Origin of the sequence: Escherichia sp. E2562 (assembly GCF_005781075.1) — a bacterium.
Classification (GTDB): domain Bacteria; phylum Pseudomonadota; class Gammaproteobacteria; order Enterobacterales; family Enterobacteriaceae; genus Escherichia.
The window spans coordinates 1-19113 of the sequence record NZ_VATM01000020.1 but is presented as its reverse complement, the minus strand read 5'-3'; the positions used below and the strand labels follow the sequence as shown (position 1 = coordinate 19113).

Genomic DNA, 19113 nt, shown 5'->3' with positions numbered 1-19113 from the left:
TCGCATCGCCTTTGCGGCGATCGTCTCTTGCTTCATCCGTCGTCTGACAAGCCACGTCCTTAACTTTTTGGAATGAGCTATGTCTGCAACAAAACTGACCCGCCGCGAGCAACGCGCCCAGGCCCAACATTTTATCGACACCCTGGAAGGCACCGCCTTTCCCAACTCAAAACGTATTTACATCACTGACACACACCCCGGTGTACGCGTGCCGATGCGTGAGATCCAGCTTAGCCCAACGCTAATTGGCGGCAGCAAAGAACAGCCGCAGTACGAAGAAAACGAAGCGATTCCGGTCTACGACACCTCCGGTCCGTATGGCGATCCGCAGATCGCTATTAACGTTCAGCAAGGGCTGGCAAAACTACGCCAGCCGTGGATCGATGCGCGTGGTGATACCGAAGAACTTACCGTGCGCAGTTCCGATTACACTAAAGCGCGGCTGGCAGATGATGGTCTCGACGAGCTGCGTTTTAGCGGCGTATTAACGCCAAAACGCGCCAAAGCAGGACGCCGCGTCACACAACTGCACTACGCCCGCCAGGGCATCATCACACCGGAGATGGAGTTCATCGCCATTCGCGAGAATATGGGCCGCGAGCGCATCCGTAGCGAAGTTTTGCGCCACCAGCATCCGGGAATGAGCTTTGGCGCACGTCTGCCGGAAAATATCACTGCGGAATTTGTCCGTGATGAAGTTGCTGCCGGACGTGCGATTATCCCGGCCAACATTAATCATCCGGAATCGGAGCCAATGATCATTGGTCGCAACTTCCTGGTAAAAGTTAACGCCAATATCGGCAACTCGGCGGTCACCTCTTCCATCGAAGAAGAAGTGGAAAAGCTGGTATGGTCCACGCGCTGGGGAGCAGATACGGTGATGGATCTTTCCACCGGTCGCTATATTCACGAAACCCGCGAGTGGATTTTGCGTAACAGCCCGGTGCCGATTGGTACAGTGCCGATCTACCAGGCGCTGGAGAAGGTTAATGGGATCGCTGAAGATCTTACCTGGGAAGCGTTCCGCGACACGCTGCTGGAACAGGCCGAACAAGGTGTGGATTACTTCACTATCCATGCAGGCGTACTGCTGCGCTACGTGCCGATGACCGCGAAACGCCTGACCGGTATCGTCTCTCGCGGCGGTTCGATTATGGCGAAATGGTGCCTCTCCCATCATCAGGAAAATTTCCTCTATCAACACTTCCGCGAAATTTGTGAAATCTGTGCCGCTTATGACGTTTCGCTGTCGCTGGGCGACGGCCTGCGCCCCGGTTCTATTCAAGACGCCAACGATGAAGCGCAGTTTGCCGAGCTGCATACGCTGGGCGAACTAACCAAAATCGCCTGGGAATATGACGTACAGGTGATGATTGAAGGCCCTGGGCATGTGCCGATGCAGATGATTCGCCGCAATATGACCGAGGAGTTAGAGCACTGCCACGAAGCACCGTTCTATACCCTCGGGCCGCTGACTACCGATATCGCGCCGGGTTATGACCACTTCACGTCGGGGATTGGCGCGGCAATGATTGGCTGGTTTGGCTGTGCGATGCTCTGCTACGTAACGCCAAAAGAGCATCTGGGTCTGCCTAATAAAGAAGACGTTAAGCAGGGGCTCATCACCTATAAGATTGCCGCCCACGCCGCCGACCTGGCAAAAGGGCATCCGGGCGCGCAAATTCGCGATAACGCCATGTCGAAAGCCCGCTTCGAATTTCGCTGGGAAGACCAGTTTAATCTGGCCCTCGACCCGTTTACCGCCCGCGCTTATCACGATGAAACCCTGCCGCAAGAGTCCGGCAAAGTCGCCCATTTTTGCTCCATGTGTGGACCGAAATTCTGCTCAATGAAAATCAGCCAGGAAGTGCGCGATTACGCCGCCGCGCAAACTATTGAAGTGGGAATGGCGGATATGTCGGAGAACTTCCGCGCCAGAGGCGGAGAAATCTACCTGCGTAAGGAGGAAGCGTGATGTATCAGCCTGATTTTCCTCCTGTACCTTTTCGTTTAGGACTGTACCCGGTGGTGGACAGCGTACAGTGGATCGAACGTCTGTTGGATGCAGGCGTACGTACTCTCCAGCTACGCATCAAAGATCTGCGCGATGAAGAGGTGGAAGCCGATGTCGAGGCGGCAATTGTGCTGGGCCGCCGCTATAACGCGCGATTGTTTATCAACGATTACTGGCGGCTGGCGATCAAGCATCAGGCATATGGCGTCCATTTGGGGCAGGAAGATTTGCAAGCCACCGATCTCAGCGCCATCCGCGCGGCAGGCCTGCGGCTGGGCGTTTCGACCCATGATGATATGGAGATCGACGTCGCGCTGGCAGCACATCCTTCTTATATCGCGCTGGGACATGTGTTCCCGACGCAAACCAAACAGATGCCTTCTGCACCGCAGGGGCTGGAACAACTGGTACGGCACATTGAGCGTCTGGCGGATTATCCCACCGTGGCGATTGGCGGTATCAGTCTGGCGCGCGCGCCTGCGGTGATAGCAACGGGTGTCGGCAGTATCGCCGTCGTCAGCGCCATTACTCAAGCCGCAGACTGGCGTTTGGCAACGGCACAGTTGCTGGAAATTGCAGGAGTTGGCGATGAATGACCGTGATTTTATGCGTTATAGCCGCCAAATCCTGCTCGACGATATCGCTCTTGAAGGGCAGCAAAAACTGCTCGACAGCCAGGTGCTGATTATTGGTCTGGGCGGGCTGGGTACACCTGCTGCGCTGTACCTGGCGGGAGCTGGCGTCGGGACGCTGATACTGGCAGATGACGACCATGTGCATTTAAGCAACCTGCAACGACAAATCCTCTTTACCACTGAAGATATCGATCGCCCGAAATCACATGTCAGCCAACAGCGACTGACGCAGTTGAATCCCGATATTCAACTGACAGCACTACAACAACGGTTAACGGGTGAGGCGTTAAAAGATGCGGTAGCACGGGCCGATGTGGTGCTCGACTGTACCGACAATATGGCGACTCGCCAGGAGATTAATACCGCCTGCGTGGCACTCAACACGCCGCTTATCACCGCCAGCGCGGTCGGATTTGGCGGTCAGTTGATGGTACTGACGCCGCCCTGGGAGCAGGGGTGTTACCGCTGTCTGTGGCCAGATAACCAGGAGCCAGAACGCAACTGCCGCACGGCGGGCGTGGTTGGCCCGGTGGTCGGGGTTATGGGCACGTTGCAGGCACTGGAAGCAATTAAGTTATTAAGCGGTATAGAGACGCCTGCGGGAGAACTCCGACTGTTCGACGGTAAGTCGAGCCAGTGGCGCAGCCTGGCGTTGCGCCGCGCCAGTGGTTGCCCGGTATGCGGAGGAAGCAATGCAGATCCTGTTTAACGATCAACCGATGCAGTGCGCCGCCGGACAAACTGTTCACGAACTACTGGAGCAACTCGACCAACGACAATCGGGCGCGGCTCTGGCGATTAATCAGCAAATCGTCCCGCGGGAACAATGGGCGCAACATATCGTGCAGGATGGCGACCAGATCCTGCTTTTTCAGGTTATTGCAGGGGGGTGAGATGTTACGTATTGCGGACAAAACGTTTGATTCACATCTGTTTACCGGTACCGGGAAATTCGCCTCCTCACAACTGATGGTGGAGTCTATTCGTGCTTCCGGCAGCCAGCTGGTGACGCTGGCGATGAAACGCGTCGACTTACGCCAACACAACGACGCTATCCTCGATCCACTTATCGCGGCGGGTGTGACACTGCTGCCGAATACTTCCGGGGCGAAAACCGCGGAAGAAGCCATTTTCGCCGCCCATCTGGCACGTGAAGCGTTAGGCACAAACTGGCTAAAACTAGAGATTCATCCGGATGCACGCTGGCTGTTGCCCGATCCCATCGAAACCCTGAAAGCCGCCGAAACGCTGGTGCAACAGGGATTTATCGTGCTGCCTTACTGTGGTGCCGATCCGGTATTGTGCAAACGACTGGAAGAAGTCGGCTGTGCAGCGGTGATGCCGCTCGGCGCGCCGATTGGCTCGAATCAGGGGCTGGAAACCCGTGCCATGCTGGAGATTATTATCCAGCAAGCCTCGGTTCCGGTGGTCGTCGATGCTGGCATCGGCGTTCCCAGCCATGCCGCGCAGGCGCTGGAAATGGGGGCTGATGCGGTGTTAGTGAATACGGCGATTGCCGTCGCGGACGATCCCATCAACATGGCGAAGGCATTTCGTCTGGCAGTAGAAGCAGGCCTGCTGGCACGTCAGTCCGGACCGGGCAGCCGCAGTCATTTTGCCCATGCCACCAGCCCGCTGACCGGATTTCTGGAGGCATCGGCATGAAAACCTTCAGCGATCGCTGGCGACAACTGGACTGGGATGACATCCGCCTGCGTATCAACGGCAAAACGGCTGCTGACGTAGAGCGGGCACTAAATGCCTCGCAACTCACCCGCGACGATATGATGGCGCTGTTATCGCCAGCCGCCAGTGGCTATCTGGAACCACTGGCCCAACGGGCGCAGCGCCTGACCCGTCAGCGATTTGGCAACACAGTTAGTTTCTACGTCCCGCTTTATCTTTCCAATCTTTGCGCTAACGACTGCACGTACTGCGGATTTTCCATGAGCAATCGCATCAAGCGCAAAACGCTGGATGAAGCGGATATTGCCAGGGAAAGCGCCCCTATACGGGAGATGGGCTTTGAACATCTGCTATTAGTCACTGGTGAACATCAGGCGAAAGTGGGGATGGATTACTTTCGTCGTCATCTCCCTGCCCTACGTGAACAGTTCTCTTCACTACAGATGGAAGTACAGCCGCTGGCGGAGGCGGAATACGCCGAGCTAAAACAGCTTGGTCTGGATGGCGTGATGGTTTATCAGGAGACATATCACGAGGCGACTTATGCCCGCCATCATTTGAAAGGCAAAAAACAGGACTTCTTCTGGCGGCTGGAAACGCCGGATCGGCTGGGTCGGGCGGGGATTGATAAGATTGGCCTCGGCGCGCTAATTGGCCTTTCCGACAGCTGGCGCGTTGACTGCTACATGGTTGCCGAACATTTGCTATGGCTGCAACAGCATTACTGGCAAAGCCGCTACTCTGTCTCCTTCCCGCGCCTGCGCCCATGTACTGGCGGCATTGAGCCTGCGTCGATTATGGATGAACGCCAGTTAGTGCAAACCATCTGCGCCTTCCGTCTGCTTGCGCCGGAGATTGAACTGTCACTCTCCACGCGGGAATCACCGTGGTTTCGCGATCGCGTGATTCCGCTGGCGATCAATAACGTCAGCGCCTTCTCGAAAACGCAGCCAGGTGGTTATGCCGATAATCACCCCGAGCTGGAGCAATTCTCACCGCACGACGATCGCAGGCCGGAAGCTGTTGCTGCTGCATTAACCGCCCGAGGTTTGCAGCCGGTATGGAAAGACTGGGATAGCTATCTGGGACGCGCCTCGCAAAGGATATGAGACAGAATGTAACAACGTAAATTTATTCCGAGCCGCTACGGAAGATGAAAAACGCAAGCTTGTTGAAAGCGTTGCGTTTTTTTATGGTAGTGCCGTCAGCAGGAATGTTGTCCAGGGCGAAAAGCTTCTTCCTCGTTTCGCCCTGCCTTTCTTAAAAATTCCGTAATGCAAAGTCTGAAGCCATCGCCTGTTGAGCAATGAAAGAGATCTGATTGTAAGAGAGTAAATACTCAACTATGATAGAGACGAAAATAAGAACACATGTTCTCATCTTCCAGGATGCAGCAGACTGAAGAAATTCAGACATCCCGCAACCTGCGATTCTCGCAAGGTCAAGGCAAAGTCCGGTAATGGCGTTCTGAATACCAGAGAATTATCTCTGGCGAAACCCACCTTAAGGTGGGTTTTGTTATTTTGAGGGCTGAGGAAGCTGCTTATTTCTCAATAAATTGTAGGCAATGGTGAAAAATTTCACTGATTTACCTTTCTGTTTTTCAGAAATGGGGTAAGCGCTAGTTACATGCAAACGGAGTTTTTTCTTTTCCCTGAAAGCCCTGAACGCAACAAAGTAAAATGCCTTGTTTCCTCCGTTTAAATCCACTTCAATCACGGCATAGCTACCATACCCGGCATGAATAACGTTGCTTTCTGGCAGCGCCAAAATGGTTCTTTTTAAGTGTTTTCGCGCTAAGTTATAACGGTGCTGGCAGAAGGGACGAGATTCTTTAGGCGCGTAGTACATTAACGATTGTTTTTCTTCGTTCGTCTGATGTTCATAATCTTTTGTGAAGCAGTGAAGAGAGTAGGTAACCCAAAAGCGATACTCTAAAGGCTGTTTGCCCTCATGATGCTGAACGTAGACAGCCAGATGAGCATCAAGAAACGATAAATCACGAATATCACCATCCGGATGTCTAAAAGGTCGCCACTTCTCCACTTCCTGTTTCATTCTCGTTCCTTAAGAAAGTTACACAGGAATAGTATCGAATCCTTGCCGAGTTTGACTCAATTAGTTCAGTCAGTTTCAGGATATTAGACATCTCTACATTGATTATGGGTATCCAGAAATTCATTAAATATTCTGACAAATGCTCTTTCCCTGAACTACACCCATAAAAAAACCCGCCGAAGCGGGTTTTTACGTTACTTGCGGATTAACGATTACTCGTTGTCAGAACCGCCCAGACCTGCGTTCAGCAGTTCTGCCAGGCTGGCAGATGCGTCTTCTGCAGTCACCTGCGGTGCAGCCGGAGCTTCACCCGCAGCACGGCGACGCATACGATCCTGGTGGTACGCGTAACCGGTACCTGCCGGGATCAGACGACCCACGATAACGTTCTCTTTCAGGCCGCGCAGTTCGTCGCGTTTGCCCGCAACGGCTGCTTCGGTCAGCACGCGAGTCGTCTCCTGGAACGATGCCGCGGAGATGAAGGACTCGGTTGCCAGAGACGCTTTAGTGATACCCAGCAGATCGCGGGAGTAAGTTGCACCCACTTTGCCGTTCGCTTCCAGTTCGCGGTTTGCGATCTTGACGCGAGAGTATTCAACCTGTTCGCCTTCCAGGAAGTCGGAGCTGCCCGCGTTAACGATGGTAGCTTTACGCAGCATCTGACGAACGATAACTTCGATGTGTTTATCGTTAATCTTAACGCCCTGCAGACGGTATACGTCCTGTACTTCGTTAACGATGTAACGAGTAACAGCATGAACACCACGCAGACGCAGAATGTCGTGCGGCGCTTCCGGACCGTCGGAAATTACGTCACCACGTTCTACACGTTCACCTTCGAACACGTTGAGCTGACGCCATTTCGGAATCATCTCTTCGTACGGATCGCTACCGTCTACCGGGGTGATAACCAGACGACGTTTACCTTTGGTTTCTTTACCGAAGGAAACGATACCGCTGATTTCAGCCAGGATTGCCGGCTCTTTCGGACGACGTGCTTCGAACAGGTCCGCAACGCGCGGCAGACCACCGGTGATGTCCTTGGTACCGCCGGATTCCTGCGGAATACGCGCCAGGGTGTCACCAGAGCTGATCTGTACGCCATCTTCCAGCTGAACAATCGCTTTACCCGGCAGGAAGTACTGCGCAGGCATATCGGTACCCGGGATCAGAACGTCGTTACCCTGAGCATCAACGATTTTCAGTGCCGGACGCAGATCTTTACCACCTGCGGTACGTTCTGCGGAATCCAGAACCACCAGCGAAGACAGACCGGTCAATTCGTCGGTCTGACGAGTAATGGTCTGGCCGTCGATCATGTCAGTAAAGCGTACAAAACCGCTTACTTCGGTGATAACCGGCATGGTGTGCGGGTCCCAGTTTGCAACGGTTTCGCCGCCAGCAACCTGTTCGCCATCGCCTTTCGCCAGTACCGCACCGTAAGGTACTTTGTAGCTTTCTTTGGTACGACCGAATTCGTCGATCAGTTTCAGTTCGGTGTTACGGGAAGTGATCACCAGTTTACCGCTGGAGTTCACAACCGACTTCACGTTGCTGAGCTTGATGCTACCTTTGTTTTTCACCTGGATGCTGGATTCAGCAGCCGCACGAGATGCCGCACCACCGATGTGGAACGTACGCATGGTCAGCTGTGTACCCGGTTCACCGATGGACTGTGCCGCGATAACACCGATTGCTTCACCTTTGTTGATGATGTGGCCACGCGCCAGGTCACGACCGTAGCAGTGCGCACATACACCAAAGTCGGTGTCACAAGATACAACAGAACGTACTTTTACCGCGTCGACAGAGTTCTCTTCCAGCAGGTCACACCACTGTTCGTGCAGCAGCGTGTTGCGCGGAACGAGGATATCAGCAGTACCCGGCTTCAGAACGTCTTCAGCAGTTACACGACCCAGTACGCGATCGCGCAGCGGCTCTTTAACGTCACCACCTTCGATAACCGGAGTCATCATGATACCTTCATGGGTACCACAATCGTCTTCGGTAACCACCAGGTCCTGCGCCACGTCAACCAGACGACGAGTCAGGTAACCGGAGTTCGCAGTTTTCAGTGCGGTATCCGCCAGACCTTTACGAGCACCGTGGGTGGAGATGAAGTACTGGAGTACGTTCAGACCTTCACGGAAGTTCGCGGTGATTGGCGTTTCGATGATGGAGCCATCCGGCTTCGCCATCAGACCACGCATACCAGCAAGCTGACGAATCTGTGCCGCAGAACCACGCGCACCGGAGTCGGCCATCATGTAGATGCTGTTGAAGGAAACCTGCTTCTCTTCCTGACCGTCACGGTTAATAACGGTTTCAGTTTGCAGGTTATCCATCATCGCTTTGGATACACGATCGTTCGCCGCAGCCCAGATATCGATAACTTTGTTGTAGCGTTCGCCCGCAGTTACCAGACCAGACTGGAACTGCTCCTGAATTTCAGCAACTTCTGCTTCTGCCTCGGAGATGATTTCGTGTTTCTTCTCCGGGATGACCATGTCATCGATACCAACAGATGCACCAGAACGCGCTGCATATGCAAAGCCGGTGTACATGATCTGGTCCGCAAAAATAACGGTCGGTTTCAGACCGAGAATGCGGTAGCAGGTGTTCAGCATTTTGGAGATTGCTTTTTTACCCAGCGCCTGGTTGACGATGGAGTAAGGCAGACCTTTCGGTACAATCATCCACAGAATGGCACGGCCAACTGTCGTGTCTATCAGGCTGGTTTTCGCAACTAATTCACCGTTAGCATCTTTTTCATACTCGGTGATACGCACTTTAACGCGCGCATGCAGAGAAGCCAGACCAGAGCGATACAGACGTTCTGCTTCTTTCGGACCAGTCAGCACCATGCCTTCGCCTTTGGCGTTAACACAGTCACGGGTCATGTAGTACAGACCCAGTACAACGTCCTGAGACGGAACGATGATTGGTTCGCCGTTCGCCGGGGACAGGATGTTGTTGGTAGACATCATCAGCGCACGCGCTTCCAGCTGGGCTTCCAGCGTCAGCGGTACGTGAACAGCCATCTGGTCACCATCGAAGTCGGCGTTATATGCCGCACAAACCAGCGGGTGCAGCTGAATTGCTTTACCTTCGATCAGAACCGGTTCAAATGCTTGGATACCCAGACGGTGCAGAGTCGGTGCACGGTTCAGCAGTACCGGGTGTTCGCGGATAACTTCGTCCAGGATATCCCAAACGACAGCTTCTTCGCGCTCAACCATTTTCTTCGCAGCTTTGATGGTGGTAGCAAGACCACGCAGTTCCAGCTTGCCGTAGATGAACGGTTTGAACAGCTCCAGCGCCATTTTCTTCGGCAGACCGCACTGATGCAGACGCAGGTATGGACCTACGGTGATTACAGAACGACCGGAGTAGTCAACACGCTTACCGAGCAGGTTCTGACGGAAACGACCCTGTTTACCTTTGATCATGTCGGCCAAAGATTTCAGAGGACGCTTGTTAGAACCGGTGATCGCACGACCGCGACGACCGTTATCCAGCAGGGCGTCTACCGCTTCCTGCAGCATACGTTTTTCGTTACGTACGATGATGTCCGGCGCAGCCAGATCCAGCAGACGTTTCAGACGGTTGTTACGGTTAATGACGCGACGATACAGATCGTTCAGGTCAGAAGTCGCGAAACGACCACCATCCAGCGGAACCAGCGGACGCAGATCTGGCGGCAGTACCGGCAGAACGGTCAGGATCATCCACTCTGGTTTGTTACCAGACTGAACGAACGCTTCCAGCAGTTTGATACGCTTGGTCAGCTTTTTACGCTTGGTTTCGGAGTTGGTTTCGTTCAGCTCTTCACGCAGCTGTTCGCACTCTTGCTCCAGATCCATGCTCTTCAGCAGAGCCTGGATTGCTTCCGCACCCATTTTCGCGTCGAATTCGTCACCGAACTCTTCCAGTGCGTCCAGATACTGCTCTTCAGTCAGGATCTGCTGGCGCTCCAGGTTGGTCATACCGCCTTCGATAACCACATAGGATTCGAAGTACAGTACGCGTTCGATATCGCGCAGCGGCATATCGAGCAGCAGGCCGATACGGGACGGCAGCGATTTCAGGAACCAGATGTGCGCAGTCGGGGAAGCCAGTTCGATGTGGCCCATACGCTCACGGCGTACTTTAGTCTGGGTCACTTCAACGCCGCACTTCTCACAGATGACGCCACGGTGTTTCAGGCGCTTGTACTTACCGCACAGGCACTCGTAATCTTTTACCGGCCCAAAGATACGGGCGCAGAAAAGGCCGTCACGTTCTGGTTTGAACGTACGGTAGTTGATGGTTTCCGGCTTTTTAACTTCACCGAAAGACCATGAACGGATCATGTCTGGCGAAGCCAGAGCAATTTTGATCGCATCAAACTCTTCGGTTTTAGTCTGCGCTTTCAGAAACTTTAATAAATCTTTCACGGATTTGCTCCCGTCGGAGTTAGCACAATCCGCTGCCGGGTTTTACCCCGACAGCAGTGACCTGTTTGAGCGAGAATTACTCGTCTTCCAGTTCGATGTTGATACCCAGCGAACGAATCTCTTTCAACAATACGTTGAAGGATTCTGGCATGCCCGGCTCCATCTGATGGTTGCCGTCCACGATGTTTTTATACATCTTGGTACGACCGTTCACGTCATCAGACTTAACGGTGAGCATTTCCTGCAGGGTGTATGCTGCGCCGTATGCTTCCAGCGCCCACACTTCCATCTCCCCGAAACGCTGACCACCGAACTGAGCCTTACCACCCAGCGGCTGCTGAGTAACCAGGCTGTAAGAACCGGTGGAACGCGCGTGCATCTTGTCGTCGACCAGGTGGTTCAGTTTCAGCATGTACATGTAACCGACGGTTACCGGACGTTCGAACTGTTCACCAGTGCGGCCGTCGTACAGGCGGATCTGACCAGAAGTCGGCAGGTCGCCAAGTTTCAGCAGTTCTTTAATTTCTGCTTCTTTCGCACCGTCGAACACCGGCGTTGCGATTGGCATACCTTTGCGCAGGTTTTCAGCCAGACGCATAACTTCTTCATCGCTGAAGGTACTCAGGTCAACTTTCTGACGAACGTCAGCGCCCAGATCGTACGCACGCTGGATGAATTCGCGCAGTTTCGCGACTTCTTGCTGCTGTTTCAGCATGGCGTTGATCTTGTCGCCGATACCTTTCGCAGCCATACCCAGGTGGGTTTCGAGGATCTGACCGATGTTCATACGAGACGGTACGCCCAGCGGGTTCAGTACGATGTCTACCGGCGTACCGTTTTCATCGTAAGGCATATCTTCGATCGGGTTGATCTTAGAAATTACACCCTTGTTACCGTGACGACCTGCCATCTTGTCACCAGGCTGGATACGGCGTTTAACCGCCAGATATACCTTAACAATCTTCAGCACGCCCGGTGCCAAATCGTCGCCCTGGGTGATTTTGCGGCGTTTCGCTTCGAGTTTCTTCTCGAACTCGTGTTTCAGTTCGTCATACTGCTCAGCCAGCTGTTCCAGCTGATTTTGTTTCTCTTCGTCGGTCAGGCCCAGCTCCAGCCAGCGATCGCGCGGCAGTTTGTCGAGCTTCTCAGCTTCAACGCCACCGGCTACCAGCACAGCACGGATACGGCTGAACAGACCCGCTTCGAGGATCTGCAGTTCTTCAGACAGGTCTTTCTTCGCCTGTTTGAGCTGCATTTCTTCGATTTCCAGCGCACGCTTGTCTTTTTCTACGCCATCGCGAGTAAAGACCTGAACGTCGATAACCGTACCGGATACACCGTTTGGTACGCGCAGAGAAGAGTCTTTAACGTCAGACGCTTTCTCACCGAAGATCGCACGCAGCAGTTTTTCTTCTGGGGTCAGCTGAGTTTCACCTTTCGGCGTTACCTTACCAACCAGAATGTCGCCACCGGTCACTTCCGCACCAATGTAAACGATACCGGATTCATCCAGTTTGGAGAGCGCAGCTTCACCCACGTTCGGGATGTCAGCGGTGATCTCTTCCGGCCCCAGCTTGGTGTCACGGGACACACACGCCAGTTCCTGAATGTGGATGGTGGTGAAACGGTCTTCCTGAACAACACGCTCGGATACGAGGATGGAGTCTTCGAAGTTGTAACCATTCCACGGCATGAACGCTACGCGCATGTTCTGACCAAGCGCCAGTTCACCGAGGTCGGTGGACGGACCGTCTGCCAGCACGTCGCCACGTTCAACCGGTTCACCCAGAGACACACACGGCATCTGGTTGATACAGGTGTTCTGGTTAGAACGGGTGTATTTGGTCAGGTTGTAGATGTCGATACCTGCTTCACCCGGATACATCTCGTCTTCGTTAACTTTGATAACGATACGGGAAGCATCCACGTACTGAACGACACCACCACGTTTAGCTACCGCAGTTACACCGGAGTCAACGGCAACAGCACGTTCCATACCCGTACCAACCAGCGGCTTATCAGCGCGCAGAGTCGGAACGGCCTGACGTTGCATGTTCGCACCCATCAATGCACGGTTGGCGTCATCGTGTTCCAGGAACGGGATCAGGGACGCACCGACGGATACCACCTGCTGGGTGGATACGTCCATGTAGTCAACCTGGTCGCGACTGAACAAGCTGGATTCGCCTTTACTACGGCAAGTTACCAGGTCTTCTACGAAGTGGCCTTCTTCATCCAGGTTGGAGTTCGCCTGGGCGATAACGTAGTTGCCTTCTTCGATAGCAGACAGGTAGTGAATTTCGTCAGTTACAACACCGTCGGTCACTTTACGATACGGAGTCTCAAGGAAGCCGTATTCGTTAGTCTGTGCGTACACGGACAGAGAGTTGATCAGACCGATGTTCGGACCTTCAGGGGTTTCGATTGGACATACGCGACCGTAGTGAGTCGGGTGTACGTCTCGAACTTCGAAGCCTGCACGTTCACGGGTCAGACCGCCTGGGCCGAGTGCGGAGATACGACGTTTGTGCGTAATCTCAGACAGCGGGTTGTTCTGGTCCATAAACTGAGACAGCTGGCTGGAACCGAAGAACTCTTTCACTGCTGCAGAAATCGGCTTGGCGTTGATCATATCCTGAGGCATCAGGGTATCCAGATCGCCCAGAGACAGACGCTCTTTCACCGCACGCTCTACACGTACCAGGCCAACGCGGAACTGGTTTTCCGCCATTTCGCCAACGGAACGGATACGACGGTTGCCGAGGTGGTCGATATCATCGACTTCGCCTTTACCGTTACGGATATCGATGAGCTTTTTCATAACATCAATGATGTCGTCTTTGCTCAGGATACCGGAACCTTCGATTTCTTCGCGCAGCAGAGAACGGTTGAACTTCATACGACCAACCGCAGACAGGTCATAACGGTCTTCGGAGAAGAACAGGTTCTCAAACAGGCTTTCAGCAGCTTCACGAGTCGGCGGCTCGCCAGGACGCATCATGCGGTAGATTTCTACCAGTGCGCTCAGACGGTCGTTAGTTGGGTCGACACGTAAGGTTTCAGAGATATATGGGCCGTGATCCAGATCGTTGGTGAACAGCGTTTCGATACGCTTGTGACCAGACTGGCTCAGCTTAGCCAGCAGATCCAGGCTCAGCTCCATGTTCGCTGCGCAGATCAGCTCGCCGGTAGACTCATCAATATAGTCTTTAGCAACCACTTTACCTGCGATGTACTCAACCGGGACTTCGATCAGTTTGACGTCGTCTTTTTCCAGCTGGCGAATATGGCGCGCAGTAATACGGCGGCCTTTTTCTACGTACACTTTACCGTTAGCTTCGATGTCAAAAGATGCGGTTTCACCACGCAGGCGTTCCGGCACCAGTTCCATCTGCAGCTTGTTATCACGGATTTCAAAGATAACTTTTTCAAAGAACAGGTCGAGGATCTGCTCTGTGGTGTAGTTCAGGGCGCGCAGAATGATGGTCGCAGGCAGTTTACGGCGACGGTCGATACGTACGAACAGGTTGTCCTTCGGATCGAATTCGAAGTCCAGCCAGGAACCACGGTAAGGGATGATGCGCGCGTTATACAGCACTTTACCCGAAGAGTGGGTTTTACCTTTGTCGGAGTCAAAGAAGACGCCCGGACTACGGTGCAGCTGGGAAACGATAACACGCTCAGTACCGTTGATAACAAAGGTACCGTTGTCTGTCATGAGCGGAATTTCGCCCATGTAGACTTCTTGTTCTTTAATGTCTTTTACGGTGCCTTCCGGCGCTTCGCGCTCATAGATCACCAGACGCAGTTTAACGCGCAGCGGTGCGGAATAGGTCACGCCACGGATTTGACATTCCTGGACGTCAAACACCGGTTCGCCAAGGCGGTAGCTGACGTATTGCAGCTCGGAATTACCGCTGTAGCTCTGAATCGGGAATACGGAACGGAAAGCAGCTTCCAGACCATACTGCCCTTCAGGATCTTGCTCGATAAATTTCTGAAACGAGTCAAGCTGGATAGAAAGGAGATAAGGTACATCCAGAACTTGTGGACGTTTACCAAAATCCTTACGAATACGTTTTTTCTCGGTATAGGAGTAAACCATAGGGTTCCTCAGCTCGCTGACAAGTCGACCCATCTGTCCATTGAGCGGACAGTTTGTGCAACACTATTTTGTTGACCGGAAAATGGAACACTTTCCGCAATGCCTGTTGCTATCACGCTTAAACCATTTCATTGCGATTTACACAGAACGGGCGTCCTGTCGCAGTATATTAAGTCGTCGATAGAAACAAGCATTGAAAGGCACAGCAGTAGTCAAACAGTGTGAAACGCTACTGGCGCCTTACAGCGCAAAAAGGCTGGTGACCAAAAAGTCACCAGCCATCAGCCTGATTTCTCAGGCTGCAACCGGAAGGGTTGGCTTATTTAACTTCAACTTCAGCGCCAGCTTCTTCCAGGGATTTTTTCAGTGCTTCTGCGTCGTCTTTGCTCACGCCTTCTTTCAGAGCAGCCGGTGCAGATTCTACCAGGTCTTTAGCTTCTTTCAGACCCAGGCCAGTTGCGCCACGTACTGCTTTGATAACAGCAACTTTGTTAGCGCCAGCAGCTTTCAGAATTACGTCGAATTCAGTTTTTTCTTCAGCAGCTTCAACCGGGCCAGCAGCTACAGCTACAGCAGCAGCAGCGGAAACACCGAATTTTTCTTCCATTGCAGAGATCAGTTCTACAACGTCCATTACAGACATAGCTGCAACTGCTTCAATGATTTGATCTTTAGTGATAGACATTTAAATTGTTCCTGAATATCAGAATAAGTTTATACGTAAGCGAATGCGTTAAAAAGATAACTGCGATTAAGCAGCTTCTTTCGCATCGCGTACAGCAGCCAGAGTACGAACCAGTTTGCCAGCCGAAGCTTCTTTCATGGTTGCCATCAGGCGTGCAATTGCTTCTTCGTAGGTCGGCAGAGTTGCCAGGCGGTCGATCTGAGACGCCGGGATCAGCTCACCTTCAAAGGCAGCGGCTTTGACCTCAAATTTTGCATTCGCTTTCGCGAACTCTTTGAACAGACGAGCAGCAGCGCCCGGGTGTTCCATAGAGTATGCAATCAGGGTCGGACCAACAAACGCGTCTTTCAGGCACTCGAACGGAGTACCTTCAACAGCACGGCGCAGCAGGGTGTTACGAACAACACGCATGTATACGCCAGCTTCGCGACCTGCTTTACGCAGTTCAGTCATTTTATCTACAGTTACGCCACGGGAATCCGCAACTACTGCAGACAGCGCGCCTTTGGCTACTTCGCTGACTTCAGCAACAATCGCTTGTTTGTCTTGAAGATTTAAAGCCATTAGCTTTGCTCCTGGATGTTTGCCAGAGAAAATCTCTGGAACTCACTTCACTCCCCCAAACGGAGAGAGCGTCTTAATTACGGTGAGCAGAAACAAGCCAGAATATAAAAGAATAATCTTAGCGTTCTGTCACCGTCTACGCAGGGGATTAAGTTTCTTGCGAAACTCCTGCGGTCTTCGACGGAGGCCTGGATAGGCCAGGCTCCAACGAACAAATCTTTTCTATCCGTCGCTATTCAGCTTGTGGCGGCGTTGGCTTCCTTCGTTCGCACCAGTCACATAGTTAGCTATGCTCCTGGCGACTCACTCAGTTGCCGCCTTGCCACAACCCGAATATCTCGGATATACGTCTGCATTAAGCATTATACGTGGGGGTAAGATTGTAGACAAAATCACCGCCCACGTAAAGGCATTAGTTTACAGAAGCGCTCAGGCCAGCCTGGTCAACTGCAACACCTGCACCCATGGTGGTGGAGATGCTAACTTTCTTGATGTACACGCCTTTCGCCTGAGTCGGTTTTGCTTTTTTCAGCGCAACCAGCAGAGCTTCCAGGTTTTCTTTCAGTTTGTCAGCGTCAAAGTCCACTTTACCGATGGTGGTGTGGATGATGCCGTTTTTGTCGTTACGGTAACGAACCTGGCCAGCTTTAGCGTTTTTAACCGCTTCAGCAACGTTCGGCGTTACAGTACCCACTTTCGGGTTTGGCATCAGGCCGCGCGGACCCAGAACCTGGCCCAGCTGGCCAACAACGCGCATTGCATCCGGAGAAGCAATAACAACGTCAAAGTTCATTTCGCCTTTCTTGATCTGGTCAGCCAGATCTTCCATACCTACCAGTTCAGCGCCTGCAGCTTTAGCAGCTTCAGCGTTTGCACCCTGGGTAAATACGGCTACGCGAACGGAACGGCCAGTACCGTGCGGCAGTACAGTTGCACCACGTACGTTCTGGTCAGATTTACGAGCGTCGATGCCGAGGTTAACAGCAACGTCCACGCTTTCTACGAATTTAGCAGTCGCCAGCTCTTTCAGCAGAGCGATAGCTTCGTTGATGTCGTATTGTTTGGTCGCATCAACTTTCTCGCGGATAACACGCATGCGCTTGGTCAGTTTAGCCATTTCTTAGTCCTCCACTACCAGGCCCATGGAACGTGCAGTACCTTCGATGGAGCGAGTCATCGCTTCAATGTCGGCACCAGTCATGTCGGCAGCTTTGGTCTGCGCGATTTCCTGCAGCTGAGCGCGGGAAATTTTACCCACTTTGTCTTTGTTCGGCTTACCGGAACCAGACTTGATACCAGCCGCTTTTTTCAGCAGAACTGCTGCCGGCGGAGTCTTGGTAACGAAAGTGAAAGAACGGTCAGCGTAAACGGTGATTACTACCGGAATCGGCAGACCTTTTTCGATGGAATCAGTTTTTGCGTTGAACGCTTTGCAGAATTCCATGATGTTTACGCCCTGCTGACCCAGAGCCGGACCTACTGGCGGACTCGGGTTAGCCATACCAGCTGCAACCTGCAGCTTGACATAGGCTTGTACTTTCTTAGCCATTATAAATTCCTCAAGTTGGGTAATAACGCCTCTGAGAGGCTCCCCGTGATATAAAAAATCGTTTTACGGGCAAGGCCCATAAAAACAAAAGGCGCGAAATTGTATTCCAATCTCGCGCCTTGTGCAACGATTAAATCGCCGCTTTTTTGATCGCTGGGTTAGGCTTTTTCAACCTGGCTGAAGTCAAGTTCTACCGGGGTCGCACGACCGAAGATAGAAACAGACACTTTCAGACGAGATTTCTCGTAATCCACTTCTTCAACAACACCGTTGAAGTCAGCGAACGGACCATCATTAACACGGACCATTTCACCCGGCTCAAACAGCGTTTTCGGACGCGGCTTATCACCAACCTGCTGCAGGCGGTTCATAATCGCATCGACTTCTTTATCGCTGATTGGCGCAGGACGATCGGAAGTACCGCCGATGAAGCCCATCACACGCGGTACGCTGCGCACCAGGTGCCAGCTAGCGTCGTTCATCACCATCTGAACGAGGACGTAACCAGGGAAGAATTTGCGTTCGCTTTTGCGACGCTGACCGCCACGGATTTCAACCACTTCTTCGGTTGGTACCATGACTTCACCAAACAAATCTTCCATGTTGTGTAATTTGATATGCTCACGCAGCGATGTTGCTACGCGGCCTTCAAAACCGGAAAACGCCTGAACGACGTACCAGCGCTTTTTAGGAGCTTCAGACATCTCAGAACCTCAGGCCAGTGATAAAGGATACCAGGCGAACCAGAATACCATCCAGTCCCCACAGGATCAGTGACATTACTGCGGTAACCGCAGCCACAATCAGCGTGGTGTGCAATGTTTCCTGGCGAGTCGGCCAAATGACCTTACGGACTTCGGTACGCGCTTCACGGGCAAAAGCAACGGTTGCTTTACCTTTTGTCGTTAACAGCGCGACACCACCCGCTGCAGCAATCAGAATTACTACGGCCAGCGCACGCAGCGGCAGCATAATGTCGCGATAAAGGTAGTTGCCGACAATTGCCACCAGGAGCAATGCCACCACAACGACCCACTTCATCGCTTCCAGGCCGCGCCCGCTTCCTTGAGCTTCGGTATTCGCACTCATAAACCAACCTGTCAGAAGTATTCTACAAACATTTTCACCCCGCGATCGCGAGGCAAACCAAATCGAAACGCGTATTAGCTTTTCGGATTATACGCCCTCAACAGAGCCTGTCTCAGCAATGATTATGACAAAGAAAATCACTGATGAGCCAGGTTCTGGTACGAAAGCGTGCAAAAAGGGCATCAAATGATGCCCTTTTAGTGCGCATTGCGTCAAATGTTATCGGCAATTAGCTCAGAACTTTTGCTACAACGCCCGCGCCAACGGTACGACCGCCTTCACGGATTGCGAA

Annotated in this window: 16 protein-coding genes; 6 read left to right on the top strand and 10 right to left on the bottom strand. The window is 52.7% G+C overall.

What is annotated here, in order from left to right; translation table 11 throughout:
• Positions 1–79: 79 nt before the first annotated feature.
• The 6 genes from thiC to thiH are packed head-to-tail and all read left to right on the top strand — an operon-like array spanning position 80 to position 5444.
• A complete protein-coding gene (thiC, locus tag FEK43_RS20200) occupies positions 80–1975 on the top strand; it encodes a phosphomethylpyrimidine synthase ThiC (RefSeq protein ID WP_135408598.1) in 1896 nt (631 codons plus the stop codon).
• Positions 1975–2610: a thiamine phosphate synthase gene (gene thiE / locus FEK43_RS20195; RefSeq protein WP_135408610.1), complete on the top strand. Its 636-nt coding sequence runs from the start codon at positions 1975–1977 to the stop codon at positions 2608–2610. Before thiC ends, thiE begins: the two co-directional genes overlap by 1 nt.
• Positions 2603–3358 (top strand): thiazole biosynthesis adenylyltransferase ThiF, encoded by a 756-nt coding sequence (thiF, locus tag FEK43_RS20190; RefSeq protein ID WP_130261379.1) that lies wholly within the window; start codon positions 2603–2605, stop codon positions 3356–3358. The genes thiE and thiF overlap by 8 nt, the downstream gene beginning before the upstream one ends.
• Entirely contained in the window at positions 3342–3542 is a 201-nt protein-coding gene (thiS, locus tag FEK43_RS20185; protein WP_001562417.1) for a sulfur carrier protein ThiS, read from the top strand. The genes thiF and thiS overlap by 17 nt, the downstream gene beginning before the upstream one ends.
• Position 3543: 1 nt before the next feature.
• Positions 3544–4314, top strand: coding sequence for a thiazole synthase (thiG, locus tag FEK43_RS20180; RefSeq protein WP_135408596.1), 771 nt, complete (start codon positions 3544–3546; stop codon positions 4312–4314).
• Positions 4311–5444: a 2-iminoacetate synthase ThiH gene (gene thiH / locus FEK43_RS20175; RefSeq protein ID WP_135408594.1), complete on the top strand. Its 1134-nt coding sequence runs from the start codon at positions 4311–4313 to the stop codon at positions 5442–5444. The genes thiG and thiH overlap by 4 nt, the downstream gene beginning before the upstream one ends.
• Positions 5445–5853: 409 nt before the next feature.
• Here the strand turns inward: thiH and FEK43_RS20170 are convergent, their stop codons facing one another.
• From FEK43_RS20170 to FEK43_RS20125, 10 genes are all read right to left on the bottom strand, one after another.
• A complete protein-coding gene (locus FEK43_RS20170) occupies positions 5854–6393 on the bottom strand; it encodes a stationary phase growth adaptation protein (protein ID WP_135408592.1) in 540 nt (179 codons plus the stop codon).
• 212 nt (positions 6394–6605) lie between these two features.
• Positions 6606–10829, bottom strand: a complete 4224-nt coding sequence (rpoC, locus tag FEK43_RS20165; RefSeq protein WP_130261383.1) for a DNA-directed RNA polymerase subunit beta' — start codon at positions 10827–10829, stop codon at positions 6606–6608.
• 76 nt (positions 10830–10905) lie between these two features.
• Positions 10906–14934: a DNA-directed RNA polymerase subunit beta gene (gene rpoB / locus FEK43_RS20160; protein WP_000263098.1), complete on the bottom strand. Its 4029-nt coding sequence runs from the start codon at positions 14932–14934 to the stop codon at positions 10906–10908.
• Between the two features lie 319 nt (positions 14935–15253).
• A complete protein-coding gene (gene rplL / locus FEK43_RS20155; RefSeq protein ID WP_000028879.1) occupies positions 15254–15619 on the bottom strand; it encodes a 50S ribosomal protein L7/L12 in 366 nt (121 codons plus the stop codon).
• Positions 15620–15685: 66 nt separating this feature from the next.
• Positions 15686–16183 (bottom strand): 50S ribosomal protein L10, encoded by a 498-nt coding sequence (gene rplJ / locus FEK43_RS20150; RefSeq protein ID WP_001207201.1) that lies wholly within the window; start codon positions 16181–16183, stop codon positions 15686–15688.
• A gap of 412 nt (positions 16184–16595) precedes the next feature.
• Positions 16596–17300 carry a 50S ribosomal protein L1 gene (gene rplA / locus FEK43_RS20145; protein ID WP_001096684.1) on the bottom strand — a complete coding sequence of 235 codons (705 nt, stop codon included), beginning with the start codon at positions 17298–17300 and terminating at the stop codon, positions 16596–16598.
• 3 nt (positions 17301–17303) lie between these two features.
• Positions 17304–17732 (bottom strand): 50S ribosomal protein L11, encoded by a 429-nt coding sequence (rplK, locus tag FEK43_RS20140; RefSeq protein ID WP_001085926.1) that lies wholly within the window; start codon positions 17730–17732, stop codon positions 17304–17306.
• Between the two features lie 158 nt (positions 17733–17890).
• Entirely contained in the window at positions 17891–18436 is a 546-nt protein-coding gene (gene nusG, locus FEK43_RS20135; RefSeq protein ID WP_001287516.1) for a transcription termination/antitermination protein NusG, read from the bottom strand.
• A 1-nt stretch (position 18437) separates the two neighbouring features.
• Positions 18438–18821 carry a preprotein translocase subunit SecE gene (gene secE, locus FEK43_RS20130; protein ID WP_001275702.1) on the bottom strand — a complete coding sequence of 128 codons (384 nt, stop codon included), beginning with the start codon at positions 18819–18821 and terminating at the stop codon, positions 18438–18440.
• Between the two features lie 229 nt (positions 18822–19050).
• Positions 19051–19113 (bottom strand): elongation factor Tu (locus FEK43_RS20125; RefSeq protein WP_072095827.1); only part of this gene is annotated, 63 nt, incomplete at its 5' end.

Coding starts and splice junctions, on each gene's coding strand:
- thiC (WP_135408598.1), top strand. CDS start 80: ATGTCTGCAACAAAACTGACCCGCCGCGAGCAACGCGCCCAGGCCCAA.
- thiE (WP_135408610.1), top strand. CDS start 1,975: ATGTATCAGCCTGATTTTCCTCCTGTACCTTTTCGTTTAGGACTGTAC.
- thiF (WP_130261379.1), top strand. CDS start 2,603: ATGAATGACCGTGATTTTATGCGTTATAGCCGCCAAATCCTGCTCGAC.
- thiS (WP_001562417.1), top strand. CDS start 3,342: ATGCAGATCCTGTTTAACGATCAACCGATGCAGTGCGCCGCCGGACAA.
- thiG (WP_135408596.1), top strand. CDS start 3,544: ATGTTACGTATTGCGGACAAAACGTTTGATTCACATCTGTTTACCGGT.
- thiH (WP_135408594.1), top strand. CDS start 4,311: ATGAAAACCTTCAGCGATCGCTGGCGACAACTGGACTGGGATGACATC.
- FEK43_RS20170 (WP_135408592.1), bottom strand. CDS start 6,393: ATGAAACAGGAAGTGGAGAAGTGGCGACCTTTTAGACATCCGGATGGT.
- rpoB (WP_000263098.1), bottom strand. CDS start 14,934: ATGGTTTACTCCTATACCGAGAAAAAACGTATTCGTAAGGATTTTGGT.
- rplL (WP_000028879.1), bottom strand. CDS start 15,619: ATGTCTATCACTAAAGATCAAATCATTGAAGCAGTTGCAGCTATGTCT.
- rplJ (WP_001207201.1), bottom strand. CDS start 16,183: ATGGCTTTAAATCTTCAAGACAAACAAGCGATTGTTGCTGAAGTCAGC.
- rplA (WP_001096684.1), bottom strand. CDS start 17,300: ATGGCTAAACTGACCAAGCGCATGCGTGTTATCCGCGAGAAAGTTGAT.
- rplK (WP_001085926.1), bottom strand. CDS start 17,732: ATGGCTAAGAAAGTACAAGCCTATGTCAAGCTGCAGGTTGCAGCTGGT.
- nusG (WP_001287516.1), bottom strand. CDS start 18,436: ATGTCTGAAGCTCCTAAAAAGCGCTGGTACGTCGTTCAGGCGTTTTCC.
- secE (WP_001275702.1), bottom strand. CDS start 18,821: ATGAGTGCGAATACCGAAGCTCAAGGAAGCGGGCGCGGCCTGGAAGCG.